Source organism: Acinetobacter sp. KS-LM10 (genome assembly GCF_036896575.1).
Taxonomy (GTDB): domain Bacteria; phylum Pseudomonadota; class Gammaproteobacteria; order Pseudomonadales; family Moraxellaceae; genus Acinetobacter; species Acinetobacter avistercoris.
The window spans coordinates 60,240-77,655 of the sequence record NZ_CP145906.1 but is presented as its reverse complement, the minus strand read 5'-3'; the positions used below and the strand labels follow the sequence as shown (position 1 = coordinate 77,655).

Sequence of the window (17,416 nt, the reverse complement as noted above, 5' to 3'; positions counted from 1 at the left end):
TTTACAACCCGCAATCTGCAACCTGCATAATAGCCCGATACGCCTCATCACCTCAGTAAGGAATTTTAGCGATGACTGACAATACAATTCATTCTTATGCTGCGCTCAAACCAGGTGCCAATCTAGAAGCATATAGTTTTGATGCAGGAACACTCAAACCGCATGAAATCGAAGTCAAAGTTGAATATTGTGGGCTTTGCCATTCTGATATTTCAGTCCTGAATAATGATTGGGGTAATTCAGTTTATCCTGTCGTCGCTGGACATGAAGTGATTGGCATCATCACTCATTTGGGTAGCGAAGCAAAAGGCTTGAAAGTCGGACAACGTGTCGGCATTGGCTGGACAGCCGAAAGCTGCCAACACTGCGACCCTTGTGTGAATGGTCAGCAAGTTATCTGTGAAGACAGTACAGCGACCATTGTCGGTCATGCAGGTGGCTTTGCAGACAAAATCCGTGCAGGCTGGCAATGGGCTATTCCTCTACCAGAAGATTTAGACCCAAGTAGTGCGGGCCCTCTTCTATGTGGTGGTATTACTGTATTTGACCCGATTTTAAAACATCAAATTCAAGCCTCTCATCATGTTGGTGTGATTGGTATTGGTGGTTTAGGTCATATGGCCATCAAACTCTTAAAAGCTTGGGGCTGTGAAATTACTGCCTTTACTTCGAGCTTAGACAAAACTGAAGAATTAAAAGCAATGGGCGCAGACCATGTCGTGAATAGCCGTGATGCATCTGCACTTAAAGCACAAAGTGGAAAATTTGATTTGCTGCTATGTACTGTCAATGTCACCTTAGACTGGAAGCTTTATCTCAACACTTTAGCAACCAACGGTACTATTCATATGCTCGGTTTGGTTTTAGAACCGATGGCAATACCAGCGGGTGCTTTAATTGGTGGGGCAAAATCAGTGACAGGCTCACCAACAGGTTCACCTTATGCACTGCGCCAACTCTTAAAATTTGCAGCACGCAAAAATATTGCACCGCAAATTGAATTATTTCCTATGTCTCAAATCAATGAAGCCATTGAACGACTACATTCAGGTAAAGCGAGATATCGTATCGTATTAAAAGCTGACTTTTAAGGCAGTTTAATATCAGCTCACTTTAAAGAATAAATCTATGAAAAAGACCCACCATTTTTGATGGGTCTTTTTTATTTTCTGAGTTTCTTAGACGAAGTGCTATAAAGATAAAGTGCTATAAAGATAAATTGAAATAAAACATCTTCTATACTGCTTATTCTTTTTGTGCTTTGACCCAATCTCTCAGCAGTAAAATAGCTTGCTGAATATCATCAGATAAAGCATGACCTGCATTTAAACGAATACAATTTTTATAGCGTTCTGCTTCACCAAACACGACGCCCGGCACGATATTAATGCTCTGTTGCTGTGCAAAATGATACATCGCCATCGAGTCGATATGTTCAGGGAATTGAATCCATAATGCATAACTTCCTTGCGGTTGATTAATGCGAATATTCAATTGATCAAAACTTTTAGAAATAAATTGACGGTACTGTTCAACTTGCTTCATCAATTTTGGACGCAGTTCAGTGAGATGTTGTCGATAAGCACGACTATAAATCAAATCTGCAAGCCCCAGCTGTAAAGGCGTATTTACCGAGACATTCTGCATCAGCAACTTCGGACGTAAATCCTGTAAGCGTGAAGAAATACAAAACCAACCGACCCGATATGCACTGGATAATGATTTTGAAACAGAACCACAATAGACCACATAACCGTCGTTATCCCAATATTTAATCGGCAATGGACGCTGTGAGCTATAGCTACACTCTGCATAAATATCATCTTCAATCACATAACATTGATATTGCGCAGCCAATTGAGCAATTTTTTCCTTTTCCTGATTGTTTAGACAAAAACCCAAAGGATTTTGATAATTGGCCGTCAATAAACACAGCTTTGCTCCAGATTCACGCATCACCTGTTCTAGTCGGTCTAAATCAAAACCCTCAGTATCGGCAGGAATCTCAATAATTTTCCGTTTTAATAGACCTAATAATTGCAATTGACCGTTGTAATTTGGTGTTGGAACAATGACGCTGTCGCCAACGTCACTCAGACTCTGAATCATCAAAGACAATGCAGGCATACATCCATTGCTGATGTAAATATCGTCTTTGGCAATATAGAAACCATCTTCAGCCCAATGAGCTGAAAGCGCTTCTCGCAATTGCATATGCCCTTGTCGGTCGCTATATAAAAAATCTTCAGGTTTACAATGTTTCAAGGCGCGTTGGATCGAGCGTCGTAAAGCTGCCACTGGTACCAAATTCGGTGAAAGTTGAATGGAACCGAGATGAATTAATCGATTGTTAATAGATGCTTCTTGAATTTGAATTTGTAATTCTAAATTTGAAATTTCACGGACTTGCGGTTGAAAATCTGGATGCATGGGAACAGCCATCTGCTGTTGATTTTTAAGACCTTGTACATAATAGCCAGATTTGTCTTTTACACAAATGAGCCCTTGCGATTCTAATAATTCATAACAATTTTTAGCGGTGTTTAGACTAATCCCGTGCTGTGCAGCAAATTGGCGTAACGAACTTAAACGCTGACCAATGGCCAACTCGCCTTGATAGATTTGCTGACTCAGATTCTGCGCTAATGTTTGATACTGAAATGACATATCTGTACCTATTTTTTAAATATTATTGTATCTGTACCCATCAAGCTAACAGAATTATGCTCTTTTTATCAATATTTTTACCCATCTATGATTTGAAAGGAGAATAAAAATGAATAATTACTTACTTGGCTTGAGTTTATTTTGCCTCAATATATTGATGAGTGCTTGCCAACCGCAAGCGATCAACGCAGTCGCGCAGCAACAACACCAAGTCTGTAAATCTCTCATAGATGGGTTCTTAAATATTCATCAGTTAGGAAATTATGAGCTCGACAGTATTCAACCGAATTTAGAATTAAGTGCCCAAAGCAGACGCTATATTTTTAGGACCAGTTCTGATAATCAAATTCGCATCAATATTCCCAAACAACAAAATATCGAGTTTATCTGTCAGCAGAAACAAGCGCGAAATTTTGAGCTTCAACTCTGGGATAAGCAAAAAAATGAGGCTAAAAGTATCTTGAGTTTACAACTTCCGCCGCAGAAACTAGTCGATAATTTGAAAGCATATTCAATGAACAATCAGTAAAAAAGAATGACTAAAGCGCATAATTAAGCCTGCTTAAAGCAGGCTTATTTTATTTCAAAATCGCAGGCAAAATCGGATTTTTCCGTGCGGGCTTGGCCAGTTCCAATTTCATTTTTTGCAACATTTGATAAGGTTGTTGCTGTACAAATAAATTACTCACGCTGATCGGAATTGCGCCTTCAGGATCCGCATAACCTGCATTGCTCACTTTGACTTTATCATTCGTCAGCTTTTCAAACATCCAATCTCCTTCATAACGCTTTAAGCGAATATACTTGGGATTAATCGCAACTAAATTGGATGTAATGGCCTGATTTTGAATACGAATAACTCCATTGGCTTGTTTTTTTATGGTGCCTTTTACGATCAAATCTCTGTCTTTTAAAGGAAATGGAAAATCTAAAACCATATATAAAGTGAACTCACCTTGCTGATCATTACGAGATAAAATTTCAGCTTTAGCGACATATGGCATCCATTTTGTTGCATTTTCAACATCTAAGACAACGGCCACTGCTTGCTCTAAACTGGCATTGAACGTCGTTTCAGCTCGATATGACATCGTCGGTTTTTGAGGATCTTGTATGGTCCAGACTTTAATGTTGTTCTTGTTGATACTGAGCTTTTCGTATTGTTGAGCCGTCGCCATGAATGGCGCTGTCAGGCATACAGCACTGACAACACCAACCATTAACATATTTTTATTTTTCATTTTATTCTTCATCTTTTAAATTTTATTTCTATGATCTGACTATGTTGTTTTAAACTTTAATGTCGTTAAAGCCTAAAACGTCATGCATGTCATATTTTTTTGCATCTTTACCAACGACCCAAGCAGCAGCACGAACTGCACCAGAAGCAAAGTTCATACGATTGGTCGCTTTATGGGTAATTTCAACACGCTCGCCTTCACCAATAAACATTGCAGTATGTTCACCGACAATATCGCCACCACGAATGGTTTGAAAACCAATACTTTGACGATCACGTGCGCCTGTATGTCCTTCACGGCTATACACTGCAACTTTCTTTAGGTCGCGTCCTAGAGTATCTGCAATCGCCTCACCCATCATTAAAGCCGTACCTGATGGCGCATCTACTTTATGGCGGTGATGTGCTTCAATCACTTCAATATCCACACTATCGCCAAATACTTTAGAAGCAAGCTCTAACAATTTGATTGAAACGTTTACGCCAACTGAATAATTCGCCGCATATACAACCGGTGTCTGCGTTGCAGAATCAACAAGGAATGCTTTTTGTTCGTCATTCATGCCCGTTGTACCAATGACAATAGCTACACCTGCTTCGCGGCATAACTTTAAATGCTGCTGCGTTGCTTCAGGTGCAGTAAAATCGATAACAACATCGCAATCGGTCAATACGTCTTTTAAGTCACCCACGATCTTCACGCCAACATTGCCAATACCCGCAAGTTCACCTGCATCTGCACCGATTAGACTGCTTTCTGGACGTTCAACAGCAGCAGCGAGTTGATATCCTGCTTCTTTAACTGCTTGAATGAGGATGCGTCCCATACGACCGCCTGCGCCTAATACACCAATGCGTGGAGCTGCTGACATAACATATTCCTAATGTTGCCTTAAAATTGTCCTTACTATAGCAAAACTGAACAAAGACGCTAAGTTTCTCGGTTAAAAATTCTAGAAAATATGAGCATCTAAATTTTTTATTTAAATCTATTCTTGAGTCTCAATGGCCTTATTCATCGAGCTTATTGCCAAATGGGTTTCACTTGCAGCTGAAATATGGTCTTATTATCTGTGTATTATTAATCTAATTTATATTCAATCTTCACAGTTTCTCTGCATTTTTTCAGTACAGTATGAAAATGATAAAACTAAAGGTAATAGAGGGCGCAATATGAAAAAAATTTTGACTGTTGTCACATTATCTTTCAGTGCACTATGGGTTTCGAATATTGCGATTGCTAAACCTCATTCAGACGAATTTCAAAATGACGATAACCGCGGTCGTGGTAAAGGCTCTGAGCAGCGTATGCAACGCGATTCGTCAGATAGTCGCTATCAAGAACGCCGTAAAAATCGAGAAGAGCGCGGTGTAAAACGCCTACAACAACATAAATGGCAAACGGGTTACGTTATGCCACAACATTATCGTGGCAATAGCTACAAGACCGAGTATCAGCAACACGACTTGCCTAAACCATCACGTAATCAACAATGGTATAAAATTAACAATGATTACATTCTGGTCGATTCAGAAAGTAACAATATCATTAGCATTAAAGAAGATTAATATTAAAAAAATGAGTACTAAAGAAAATGAGTACTCAAGAAGATGAGTTTTAAAAGATAAAGACTCCTCTAAAGTCTGTAATAAAAGCCCAAATCAATAAGGGCTTTTATTTTTTTGTCGTTTTCTAAATCATGGCGATGTGTAATCGTTTTATGGTGTGATTATTAGATCTCTTTCATAAGTCGAAAAATGATGATTGAGTGGCCATAAATTGATACGTTAAAATCCTTTCTCCCTTTGGGAGAAGGTTAGGATGAGGGAAAACTCATGATGAGTCTGTTGTATGAATAATGACTTTTGAAAGAAGTCTATTTTTTTGATGTCATCGTTTTTTCTGAGATACAAAGCAATATATTTTTAGCGTAAAAATGAAGCACAACATAATTGATCAAAATTTACCTACATTTATTCTCCATATATTTCACAAATCAACTCATGATCTCCACGCTTTATCTCTAATGATTGCGTATCTTTGAGCTATCGAAATATAGTCATAAAAGCTTTGAGGTAACCGACATGAAAAAAGTATTCACTGCAATTGCGATTTCTATGAGTGCATTGATGGCGACCGCTGCAATGGCTGCTCCACATTATGATCAAGACCACCGCTATCAATCTAAACCAGCACCTCACTGGAATAACAAACAACAAGTTCATAAAAATGATCGTTTTGATCGCAATAAAGCTTCGGTTAATCCAAGCCGTGAATGGCGCACTGGTCAAACTTTACCGCGTCAATATAGCTCATCACGTTTTGAAGTAGATCGTAACCAAATGAAGCGTCTCCCTAAAGCAGGTCGCAACCAACAGTGGTACAAAATTAATGGTGACTATGTCTTAGTGAATGAGCGTAACGATCGTATTATCCGAATTATTGGCTAATCTCATTTCCCTTTTCTGCAAAAGCCCAAAGTAAATTTGGGCTTTTTTGATGGCGTGTATCGATCAATGGTGTGGAATTGGTTTTTTTTGTTTAGAATCAAATTTACATAAACGATTTTGATATTGGTATACGTATGCAACCAGATTCATTAGAAACAACACAAGGCACTGCTCAGCAATATGTGCATTGGTTTCGAAACTCTGCGCCTTATATCAATGCTCATCGTAATAAAACCTTTGTCTTGATGTTCAGTGGCGATGCGGTTCTGGATAATAATTTTCAGCATATTATCCATGATATTGCGCTACTGCATTCTTTGGGCATTCGATTAATTTTGGTCCATGGCGCTCGTCCTCAAATTAATGTCAATTTAAAAGAAAAAAATCTTGAGACGCCTTTTCATCACCATCGTCGTATTACCACACGTGAATCTTTAAGTTCAGTGATGCAGGCAGTGGGCGCGATTCGCTTACAAATCGAAGCGTTTCTTTCCATGGGGCTTGCCAACTCACCCATGTACGGCGCACGCATTGATGTCGTTTCAGGTAATTTCGTCACGGCAAAGCCTTATGGTATTCGTGAGGGTATTGACTATCAACTTACAGGTGAAGTTCGCAGTATCGATACCGAAGCGATTCAAAAGCATTTAGATAATCATAATATTGTGTTGCTTGGACCTTCTGGTTATTCAACCACAGGTGAGGTTTATAATTTATTGGCAGAAGAAGTAGCCACCAAAACCGCCATTGATTTACAAGCAGACAAATTAATTTTCTTGGGCAGTCAACAAGGTCTGTTGGATGAATTCGGCAAATTACTTCGTGAAATTACGCCGCATCAGTTGGATCAACATATTGCCAAATATCAGGACACTCATTTTGATTTAGCGGTTCATCTCAGAAATGCAAAATTGGCGTCGCTTAAAGGCGTTCATCGCGTACATCTTATTTCTTATGCACATGATGGTGCCTTAATTGAAGAACTTTTCACACGTGATGGTCATGGCACCATGATCACCGATGCTCATTATGAACAAGTGCGTACTGCGAATATTCAAGATGTCGGCGGATTAATGAGTTTGTTACGTCCTTTGGAGGAAGAAGGTATTTTGGTATACCGTTCACGTGAGCGTTTGGAAAATGAAATTGAACGTTTCGCTGTCATTGAACGAGACGGTATGATTCTGGCCTGCGCTGCGCTCTACCCTATTCCAAGTCACGCAAATGAAATCAAATCTGCTGAAATTGCATGTGTTGCCGTGCATCCGAGTTATCGTAAATCTAATCGTGGTAGTCAAATTCTGCATTACTTAGAAGAAAAGGCTAAACGCTTAGATATTCAACAATTGTTTATTCTGACCACACGTACAGCACATTGGTTTTTAGAACATGGTTTTGAAAATGCCAGTGTTGATGAACTCCCGCAAGCGAGACAGGCGCTTTATAATTTTCAAAGGAATTCATTGGTTTGTAAAAAGTCACTTTAATCAGTGGCTTTTTTATTGACTTGTTTTTATCTATATCTTTATTTTTAATAAACTTATTACATTGCATTCAAATCAAATGCTCTTTTGCTTTTCCTAAGAAAAATATAACCATATCTAGACACGAGATAATAAATTTAAATCTATAAAAATCAATAATCTAAATAAAAATAAAAAATGAACAGCGCTGTATCCTATTCCCAAAATAAAGATAAGTTTTTCTGTTTTTATTTTATCTTTTTTCTTCATTAGGAATTACTCAATTGTTATTTTTTTCGCATAAGAAAATTCATTAGCGTATGCATCTATTTTATTAAAACGCAGCTTTCAAATTTGGTTTAGGGGAATCAACACGTATGCACACGATCAAATCGAAATTTATGACCAAAACCGTAATTATCACTTCATTGGTTGCGGGTGCAATGTTGATCTCTGGCTGTGGCAAAAAAGAAGCCGAAACGGTCACGCTCAATATTGGTTTTCAAAAATACGGCATTCTCCCGATTGTTAAAGAGCGCGGTACACTGGAAAAAACCTTAAAAGATCAAGGCGTCAATATTCGTTGGGTAGAATTTCCAGCGGGGCCTCAACTGCTCGAAGGTTTAAACGTTGGCAGCGTTGCTTTTGGCGAAGCAGGTGAAGCACCTCCCATTTTTGCTCAGGCGGCAAACTCTAATTTGGTTTATGTAGCCAATCAACCCGCGGCACCGAAAGCTGAGGCATTAATTGTTCAAAAAGATTCAAATATCAAAACAGTACAAGATTTAAAGGGTAAACGTATTGCCTTAAATAAAGGGTCTAACGTTCATTATTTATTATTAAAAGTATTAGAAGCCAATAAGCTCAAACTTGAAGATATTGATGTTGTGTACTTACCTCCTTCTGATGCACGTGCTGCTTTCGAGCGTGGAGCAGTCGATGCATGGGTGATTTGGGATCCGTTCTTTGCAGCAGCAGAGCAACAAATTGGCGCACGTGTTATTGCCACAGGTCAAAATCTCGTCAGTAATCATCAGTTTTATTTGGCTGATCGTAAATTTGCAGAAAAAAATCCAAATATCTTAAAAACAGTGGTGGCTGAACTCAATGAAACCACGCAATGGGTTGCGCAGAATCAGAATGAAGCCAGCAAATTATTAGAAAAACCAACAGGATTATCATTCGATATTCTGAAATCTTCTATCTCACGCATGGGCTTTGGTGTGAAACCTATTTCTGCAGATGTGGTGAAAGAACAACAATATGTTGCAGATGCTTTCTACCAACAAAAACTTATTCCAAATCAAATCAATATCCAAGCTGCAATTTTAACCAATACTTCTAAAGAATGAACGGGGATCAGTCATGAATAACTACAAAAAAATTGCAGTGACCAGCTTAGCAACATTCACTTTGGCTTTGGTTGCATGCCAAAAAACAGAACAGAAAGATAAACAAGCAGCGCCGACTGACACCACTGAACAAACAGTTAAAAGTATTTCAATTGGCTTCCAGAAATCATCATTAAATTTATTGGTGACTCGCGAGCAAAAATTGCTTGAAAAAGAGTTCCCTGGGGTGAAAGTAGAATGGCGTGAGTTCCCTGCTGGACCTCAAATGCTTGAAGCTTTAGCTGTCGGTGCAGTAGATTTTGGTGCTGTGGGTAATACGCCACCTATCTTTGCACAAGCGGCTGATAAAGACATTAGTTATGCAGGTTATGAGGTTTACCCACCGAACTCGCTCGGCATTGTGATACCTAAAAACTCTGCCATCAAAAAAATAGAAGATTTAAAAGGCAAACGTATTGCAGTGCAAAAAGGCTCTAGTGCACACGAACTTTTGGCTAAAGTTCTGGAAAAAGCAGGTCTCACTTGGCAAGACATTCAACCGATTTGGTTACCCCCTGCTGATGCTCGTGCAGCACTGGACAAAGGTTCAATTGATGCGTGGTCGATTTGGGATCCGTATCTGTCTGCAGTAGAGCTGACTCATAAAGTTGATGTATTGATCGATGGTCAAGATTTTCCTAAAACCTATGCTTATTACATCACCAATCCAAAATTCACCACAGCGCATCCTCAAGCTGTAGGCAAAGTGCTACATAGCTTGAATCAAGCAGATACATGGGTTTTGAATAATCAAGCGCAAGCTGTCGAACTCTATGCCAGCAGTACAGGATTGACCAAAGAGATTGCTCAGCATTCGTTGGACCGCCGCTTAAAGCCATCTCCAATTCGTCCATTAACACCTGAAACAATTGAGTCACAACAGAAAATTGCAGATTTGTTTTATGCAGAGAAATTGATTCCGAAAAAAATCAATATTCAAGATGCCATTCAACAGAACGATGTTCGTAAATAATTTTAAATCTATTCAGTTTAGATCTATTCAGTAAGGATAATTGACATGAAAATTTTTTGGTTCATTCCTACACATGGTGACAGTCGCTACTTAGGTACCAGCAAAGGCGCACGTCAAGTCGATCATGCTTATATGAAACAGATTGCTGTTGCTGTCGATAACTTAGGTTATGAAGGTGTATTGATTCCAACAGGTCGTTCATGTGAAGACCCTTGGATTACGGCTGCAAGCTTGATTGATGCAACCAAAAATCTAAAATTCCTTGTGGCTTTGCGACCTGGTGTAACCACCCCTGCTTTGGCTGCGCGTATGGCAGCAACTTTTGATCGCTTGTCCAATGGCCGGGTCTTATTAAATCTAGTCACAGGTGGCGATGAAGAAGAATTAAAAGGGGATGGTGTCTATGAAGATCACTCGACGCGTTATAAAACTGCAGCCGAATACACCAAAATTTGGCGTGAAATTCTGACTCGTTCACACACAGGAGAAAGCTTTACTTTCCATGGTGAACGCTTACAAGTTGACGGCGCAAAACTGTTGTATCCACCGATTCAAAAACCCTATCCACCACTTTGGTTTGGTGGCTCATCAGACGATGCTGTCGAGCTGGCAACAGAACAAGTCGATACTTATCTCACTTGGGGTGAACCCCCTGCGGCCGTCAAACAAAAGCTTGAAAATGTCCGTGTAAAAGCAGCAGCACGTGGTCGTACTTTAAATTATGGTATTCGTTTACATGTGATTGTCCGCGAAACCAATGCGCAAGCTTGGGCCGCAGCTGAAGAACTGATTCAGTATGTAGACGACGCAACGATTCAAGCAGCACAAGCAAAATTCAAAACCATGGACTCAATCGGTCAACGTCGTATGGCTGAACTGCATAACGGAGATCGCTCTAAACTTGAAGTCTCTCCTAATCTTTGGGCGGGCGTCGGTCTTGTTCGCGGTGGTGCTGGAACGGCATTGGTCGGTGACCCACAAACGGTTGCAGATCGTATTCAAGAGTATGCAGACTTAGGCATTGATACTTTTATTTTTTCAGGCTACCCACACTTAGAAGAATCTATTCGTTTTGCGGAATTAGTATTCCCTCTACTGCCTATCGAAACGCGTCAAAAACTGGCTCAACCTAATTTGACGGGACCTTTCGGGGAAATCGTAGCCAATAACTATACGCCTGAAGAAAATAAAAAGGATGATAAAAAACAGGAGCCAGCATGACCGCACAGTTGGAAACGTCGACCAGAACATCCATTGTAATCAGCAAAAGTAAGACGCCAAAAAGCGAAAGTTTTCTGTCGCGTGGAACTAAACAGCTGGGGCAACGTTTGTTGCCTTGGTTGGTCCCGATTGTATTAATCGCAATTTGGCAAATTGCTTCGGTTACAGGTCTTTTAGAGAGCCGCGTATTACCTGCGCCAACGGCGGTCGTAAGCGCTTTTTGGACACTCCTTATCAGTGGTGAATTGTGGAAACACGTTCAAGTCAGTGCGGGCCGTGCCATTATTGGTTTAGTTATTGGTGGGGGACTTGGGCTCTTTTTAGGATTACTCAATGGCTCATCGAAAGTGGCTTCCACGCTGCTGGATACAACTTTACAAATGGTCCGCAACATACCTGCCTTAGCGCTCATTCCTTTGGTGATTCTCTGGTTTGGTATTGATGAAACAGCCAAACTATTCTTGGTTGCGATTGGGGTATTTTTCCCTATTTATATCAATACTTATCATGGTATTCGCTCTGTTGATCCACAGTTGATAGAAATGGGGAAAAGCTATGGTCTGACACGCTGGCAGCTTTATAAAGAAATTATTTTACCCGGTGCTTTACCCTCTATTTTGGTGGGATTACGCTTTGCACTTGGTCTCGTTTGGGTTCTGTTGATTGTTGCTGAAACCATCTCTGCACAGGCTGGAATTGGTTATATGACCATGAATGCGCGTGAGTTTCTGCAAACAGATATCGTACTCGTGGGTATTTTACTGTATGCCTTATTGGGTAAATTGGCAGATGTACTTGCAGTTTCCTTAGAAAAATATTTATTGCGCTGGCATCCAGGCTATCAAAAATAGGAGATTCTCATGACTGATTTAAGTATTCAAAACTATGCAAACGACCCTCATCGCAATCATCGATCTGATGATAATCCAGTGACTGAAGAGAGTCATCAATCTGGCAAGGATCATCATTCTGAGAAGACTCATCCAGTGGAAAATGCCAAAATAATTGGTGCAGAAATTAATATAGAACAACTGCATAAATTTTATGACAAAGTCACGGTTCTTGAAGACTTAGACCTCCATATTGAATCCGGTGAGTTTGTCGCTATTGTTGGGCGCAGTGGTTGTGGTAAAAGCACACTCTTACGCTTAATCGCAGATTTAGAACAACCCAGTTATGGCGAAATTAAATTCAAGTCTGCACTTAATTTCCGTGAAGGGATTACTTCAGATGATATCCGTGTGATGTTCCAAGACCCTCGCCTCTTGCCTTGGAAGAGCGTATTGAAAAATGTCCAGTTGGGTCTAGAAAAATCTCAACATGACAAAGCCACTCACTTACTCAGTAAAGTCGGTTTAGAGGAAAAAGCGGACCATTGGCCTGCGCAACTTTCGGGTGGACAACGTCAACGTGCAGCTTTGGCTCGTGCTTTGTCGCATACACCGCGAATCTTACTTCTAGACGAACCTTTGGGCGCACTCGATGCACTTACACGTTTAGATATGCAAGCCTTAATCGAGCGTTTATGGTTGGAACAAGGATTTACCACGATTTTAGTAACGCATGATGTCAGTGAAGCTGTCCAGCTGGCAGATCGTATTATTTTGCTAGATAAAGGCCGTATCGCGCATCAATTTAAAGTCGATCTTGCACGTCCTAGACAGAAAAATATTCAATTTTCTGAATTAGAACAACAAGTGCTACAAGCCGTTTTATCGACTTAAACATAAGCAATGACTTTGACGGTGCGTCTCTATGCATATCGCAAAGTTGTTGCCTAATGTGCTTGTTCAACACAATTTTGCAATTATTTATTAAGCATCTATCTTTCAGCTCAGATCGGTCACGTTTCATTCGTGTAAAAATACGCATTAGAATAGAATCGGCATTTCATCATTTATTAGGTAAAACTGAACCATTGTTAATCAAAAATATTTAATTAAAGCGCTTATATCAATTTAATCACTTAACTACACAATTATTCTTCATAATCTACCTGAAATACCATAATCCTTGTGCACAAATCGCACATTTTGCCGTACAATTTATATGATTATTGTTATTGTTAATTGACGAGATGGAACAGAAAAAAAGTACGCAAAAACGGCAGCAACTTTTGGCAGCCGCACTCGATGTTTTTTCTGTGTATGGATTCAGTGGTGCAAGTCTAGATGAAATTGCGCAACTGGCAGAAATGCACAAGTCGAATATTTTCTATTATTATGAAAATAAAGAAGCACTTTACGTTGAAGTTTTAACGACCGTGATGCAGAAGTGGTTAGCCCCTTTGCAAATGCTTGAGTCAGAACTTGAACCCACTGAAGCTATTTCACAATATTTAATGCAAAAAATTGAGGTTTCTCGTACTCAACCAAAAGCATCAAAATTATTTGCTTTAGAGATTATTCAAGGCGCACCGCATATCTTGCCGATCCTGAAAGGTCCTTTACGTAAACTGTTTAAACGAAAATCTAAAGTGATTGCCGCATGGCAAGAACAAGGTAAACTTTCGGATAAAATTGATGCTGAAGTATTGATCATCAACCTTTGGGGTATTACTCAAAACTATGCTGATTTTAGTACGCAAATTGAAATGGTCACAGGAAAAACCTTACGTAACCGCAGCATGTACCAACGTACGATTGAACATACAGTACATATGATCTTGTACGGTATTTTACCTCGTTCTGAATAATCACTCTGAGCTCCATGCAGGGATGTTATTTTTAAAGAAATACTATCTTTCTTTAAAATTTCTTTAAATAAATATTTTTTTTAAACCAAGGTGATCTTTTAAATCAGTATTTTCATTTAAATATTCATTTTAGATCATGACCATAGACCGCTATAGTCACTCAGGTTTAAACCTTCAAATTTTCAAAAACGATTACATGCTTTTATATAACGATAATAATTTTTGAGCACCTAATAATAAGTTTTCTTCCCATTCCAAATGCGCAGTGTCATTTGCACCATCTGTTATATATTTGACAGACATCAGCTCTACCCCAAGTTTCTTACATACTTTAGCGATGGCATAACCCTCCATATCGACTAAGTTGCATGGAACTTTGGGCGTATCTGTTTCAAAATGATCTCCAGTACCACAAATACCCTTAGGTAAATTTTTAAAGAAAGCATCTAGCTCAATCGCTGCAGGATAATCATTATCCATCGGGGTTGTACCCACAGCAAAGCCTAAAGCTGAAACATCCATATCACGCTGCACAAATTGAGTAACTTCAACCAATGCATGCGTATCAAAAAAAGAACTTCCTGCACTGCCCAAATTCAATATCTTTTTACACCCTGTTTTTTGAATGACGTCAAAAGTTTTAAATGCGGCATTCACCTTACCAATCCCAGAGTAATGCACTTGAATTCCTGCTGCTTCAAACAAACCTTTAGACTCATTCGGTAGTGCCATGATTAAAGCCAATTCAGACATACGACGCTCTAGAAAATATTTAAATGATCGTCATTAGAAAACAAGACTCTGACGAACGCAACATTAAATTTTGTCTCGGAATTTCTTCGAATAGCCCGCTATAAAAAAAGGACAATGCGATTCTATCAATGCATTGTCCTGAAGGTTTAAGTTACTTTTGAGCATGTAAGTAAAATGGATCTTACTTTTCCAAATACGCTTTTAAACACGGTGAAAAAAATAAATGACCCTGATAAAAACCTTGAATTGTTTTACTCATGACCACTAACCACAACATGATCAATAAGCTGGCAAAACCAAAAGCCACGTAATTTAATGCCGCGAAGTTGGTTTGATGCGCAAGATTAAAAAATGCCAAAATAAATACAGCGAATGGAAAAGTTAAGCCCCACCAACCCAAGTTAAAAGGCAAATCCTTCGCATGTTTCAAAGTATTAAGTACCGCAATGCCTAACCACCAAAGTCCGAAGCCCAATAAAATAAGACTACCTAAAATCCCCGCTTGATGGAAAAATACACCTAATTCTTGCATAGCGATGGTCGCTAAAACCTCAGGTGCTTGTGCGCCCAAGACCAGTAAAGCGAGTGCACCCGTTCCAATTGGACCCAAAGCCAACCAACAACTAATCGCAAGCTCTTTAGGTAAAAGTTGATGTAAGGCAAGACGCAGCATCAAAATGGTCAGAATCGCAAAGGCTGGTAAAATAGATAAACCGAGAAGCAAATAACTTCCGAGCAAGATTCCCACCGCATGTTGCCCCATTTCAAGATGTTGCAATAACAATCCACCTGAACTTGCAGCAACTTCACAGGCCACAATCGGTAGCAACCAAAGTGCAGACATATTGCTTAATGTATGTTTTTGCAAGCTATACATACAAATAGGAACAGTCCAAGCGATCGCTACCGCTAAAATGACATCGACATACCACAATGTTTGTGCAAGATTGATTGCAAGCTCAGCATTAAACTCAACACCAAACTTAAGAAAGCCATTAATAATGGTCGCTAAAGCCATCGGGATTGCACCTAAAAACAAAGACATGCTCGGATGACTAAATATTTGTTTCGCTTCTTGAGGGAACAATATCCATCTTAAACTGTATAGCACAGTGAAAAATATAAACAGTGCGGTATTGAACAACCATAAACCAGCACCCAATTGCGAAAAAAGAGATGAAAAAGTTCCAAACTCCGCCAAAATTAAAGCAAGTACGCCTGTTCCCATATTTACAGTAAACCAATTCGGGGTAAAATGGCGGATTAGATCTTGCTTACGATCTAGGTGTTCAAAAGGTTTATTCATCTCAATACGCTCAGTTATTGGCTATAAATTGATTATAAACCGCTCCATTAATAAGAAAAATTGATTAATATTTATTTTAAGTATAAGTTTAACTGATATAAACTTTACTTATCGATAATTTTTTTTGTATGAAAACACAACAACAAGACGAAACTGTTAGATTATGGCAAAATATAGCCCAAATTCATTTTAGTCATAAAATCGCCCATGAAGCTGCTCCGTCTGAATGCTTTAGCGCCAAATTTTAAATTGCCCGAAACCGCTGTCACTATTGGTAATTTTGACGGTGTTCATTTGGGCCATCAGGCGATGATTGCTCAGCTGAAGAATATTGCTCAGCAACATAATTTAAAAACTTTGGTGATGATTTTTGAACCTCAACCGCTTGAATTTTTTAAAGCTTATGAAGCTCCGCCACGCATTAGTTCCTTACGTGAAAAGGTCGAATACCTTACAGAGCTCGGCGTAGATTATATTGTGATAGCCAAATTTGACGATGCTTTTCGAAACTTAAGTGCGGAAGAATTTGCAGATATTTTAAAAGAAAAACTCAATACCCAAAACTTAGTTTTAGGTGAAGATCATCACTTTGGTAAAAACCGTCAAGGCAATAGCCAGTTTTTACGTCATTATGGTTTTCACGTGACTGATCTTGAAAATGTTGATGTTGATGGAGAACGCGTTAGTTCAACCTTAATTCGTCAAACATTAGCACAAGGTGATTTGGCCCATGCCGCAAAATTACTAGGTCGTCCTTATAGTATGATCGGTCGGGTACAATATGGCGATCAAATTGGTCGCACGATTAATTTTCCCACTATTAATGTCCGCTTAAACCGCCACAAACCGTGTCTAAACGGCATTTATGGCGTCGAAGTTGTTTGCGAAAATCTGTCTTTAAAAGACAAAGTTATAGCCGAAGATTCGAATAAAATCGGAATCTCAGGCTATGACGCCACTGGACTTTTTGGTGCGGGGCATGTTGGTACGCGTCCTGCCATCAAACAAGATCATCCTGAATGGCGATTAGAAGTACATTTCCCCAATGTTTCTGCTAATCTGTATGGCCTGTTAATGCGGGTCACGTTCCTGAACTATTTACATGGTGAAAAGAACTACCCTTCGCTTGAAGCACTTAAAGCTGGAATAGATGATGATGTTGAGAAACTTCTTGAGTTTCGACAAAACACCCCCACTTTTCCTTTTTAAATACACCAAATTTTAATGTAAAACGTGTCAGCTTTAGACTGATTAAA

17 protein-coding genes are annotated in these 17,416 nt (G+C 39.3%); 12 read left to right on the top strand and 5 right to left on the bottom strand.

Annotation, left to right across the window (positions count from 1 at the left end; translation table 11 throughout):
• The first annotated feature begins 71 nt into the window (after positions 1-71).
• Positions 72-1,091: an NADPH-dependent aldehyde reductase Ahr gene (gene ahr, locus V5M36_RS00340; protein WP_338560854.1), complete on the top strand. Its 1,020-nt coding sequence runs from the start codon at positions 72-74 to the stop codon at positions 1,089-1,091.
• Between the two features lie 154 nt (positions 1,092-1,245).
• Here the strand turns inward: ahr and V5M36_RS00335 are convergent, their stop codons facing one another.
• Positions 1,246-2,667 carry an aminotransferase-like domain-containing protein gene (locus tag V5M36_RS00335; RefSeq protein ID WP_338560852.1) on the bottom strand — a complete coding sequence of 474 codons (1,422 nt, stop codon included), beginning with the start codon at positions 2,665-2,667 and terminating at the stop codon, positions 1,246-1,248.
• Positions 2,668-2,776: 109 nt separating this feature from the next.
• Between V5M36_RS00335 and V5M36_RS00330 the strand changes: the two genes are divergently transcribed.
• Entirely contained in the window at positions 2,777-3,196 is a 420-nt protein-coding gene (locus V5M36_RS00330) for a hypothetical protein (RefSeq protein ID WP_338560850.1), read from the top strand.
• Between the two features lie 49 nt (positions 3,197-3,245).
• On the opposite strand, the gene V5M36_RS00325 is transcribed toward V5M36_RS00330, so the two are convergent.
• Both V5M36_RS00325 and dapB read right to left on the bottom strand, forming a co-directional pair.
• Positions 3,246-3,908, bottom strand: a complete 663-nt coding sequence (locus V5M36_RS00325; RefSeq protein WP_338560849.1) for an START domain-containing protein — start codon at positions 3,906-3,908, stop codon at positions 3,246-3,248.
• A gap of 49 nt (positions 3,909-3,957) precedes the next feature.
• The gene (gene dapB / locus V5M36_RS00320; protein ID WP_338560847.1) at positions 3,958-4,779 is read right to left on the bottom strand and encodes a 4-hydroxy-tetrahydrodipicolinate reductase; all 822 of its coding nucleotides are present in this window, start codon (positions 4,777-4,779) and stop codon (positions 3,958-3,960) included.
• 301 nt (positions 4,780-5,080) lie between these two features.
• Here dapB and V5M36_RS00315 point away from each other — a divergent pair, with 301 nt between their 5' ends.
• From V5M36_RS00315 to V5M36_RS00275, 9 genes are all read left to right on the top strand, one after another.
• Positions 5,081-5,476, top strand: a complete 396-nt coding sequence (locus tag V5M36_RS00315; protein WP_338560845.1) for an RcnB family protein — start codon at positions 5,081-5,083, stop codon at positions 5,474-5,476.
• Positions 5,477-5,992: 516 nt separating this feature from the next.
• On the top strand, positions 5,993-6,358 hold the full coding sequence (locus tag V5M36_RS00310; protein ID WP_338560843.1) for an RcnB family protein: 366 nt from the start codon (positions 5,993-5,995) through the stop codon (positions 6,356-6,358).
• Between the two features lie 134 nt (positions 6,359-6,492).
• The gene (argA, locus tag V5M36_RS00305) at positions 6,493-7,845 is read left to right on the top strand and encodes an amino-acid N-acetyltransferase (protein ID WP_338560841.1); all 1,353 of its coding nucleotides are present in this window, start codon (positions 6,493-6,495) and stop codon (positions 7,843-7,845) included.
• Positions 7,846-8,198: 353 nt separating this feature from the next.
• A complete protein-coding gene (locus V5M36_RS00300) occupies positions 8,199-9,173 on the top strand; it encodes a sulfonate ABC transporter substrate-binding protein (RefSeq protein WP_338560839.1) in 975 nt (324 codons plus the stop codon).
• Between the two features lie 13 nt (positions 9,174-9,186).
• Entirely contained in the window at positions 9,187-10,185 is a 999-nt protein-coding gene (locus V5M36_RS00295; RefSeq protein ID WP_338560837.1) for an aliphatic sulfonate ABC transporter substrate-binding protein, read from the top strand.
• Positions 10,186-10,230: 45 nt separating this feature from the next.
• Positions 10,231-11,406 (top strand): FMNH2-dependent alkanesulfonate monooxygenase, encoded by a 1,176-nt coding sequence (gene ssuD, locus V5M36_RS00290; protein ID WP_338560835.1) that lies wholly within the window; start codon positions 10,231-10,233, stop codon positions 11,404-11,406.
• Positions 11,403-12,257: an aliphatic sulfonate ABC transporter permease SsuC gene (gene ssuC / locus V5M36_RS00285; protein ID WP_445206294.1), complete on the top strand. Its 855-nt coding sequence runs from the start codon at positions 11,403-11,405 to the stop codon at positions 12,255-12,257. Before ssuD ends, ssuC begins: the two co-directional genes overlap by 4 nt.
• Positions 12,258-12,266: 9 nt before the next feature.
• The gene (locus tag V5M36_RS00280; protein WP_445206293.1) at positions 12,267-13,130 is read left to right on the top strand and encodes an ABC transporter ATP-binding protein; all 864 of its coding nucleotides are present in this window, start codon (positions 12,267-12,269) and stop codon (positions 13,128-13,130) included.
• 344 nt (positions 13,131-13,474) lie between these two features.
• Positions 13,475-14,101 carry a TetR/AcrR family transcriptional regulator gene (locus tag V5M36_RS00275; RefSeq protein ID WP_338563936.1) on the top strand — a complete coding sequence of 209 codons (627 nt, stop codon included), beginning with the start codon at positions 13,475-13,477 and terminating at the stop codon, positions 14,099-14,101.
• 192 nt (positions 14,102-14,293) lie between these two features.
• On the opposite strand, the gene V5M36_RS00270 is transcribed toward V5M36_RS00275, so the two are convergent.
• Positions 14,294-14,854: a 5'-methylthioadenosine/S-adenosylhomocysteine nucleosidase family protein gene (locus V5M36_RS00270; protein WP_338560833.1), complete on the bottom strand. Its 561-nt coding sequence runs from the start codon at positions 14,852-14,854 to the stop codon at positions 14,294-14,296.
• A 181-nt stretch (positions 14,855-15,035) separates the two neighbouring features.
• Entirely contained in the window at positions 15,036-16,160 is a 1,125-nt protein-coding gene (locus V5M36_RS00265; protein WP_338560831.1) for a TDT family transporter, read from the bottom strand.
• Between the two features lie 207 nt (positions 16,161-16,367).
• Between V5M36_RS00265 and ribF the strand changes: the two genes are divergently transcribed.
• Positions 16,368-17,369, top strand: a complete 1,002-nt coding sequence (ribF, locus tag V5M36_RS00260; protein ID WP_338560829.1) for a riboflavin biosynthesis protein RibF — start codon at positions 16,368-16,370, stop codon at positions 17,367-17,369.
• Positions 17,370-17,416: the final 47 nt, after the last annotated feature.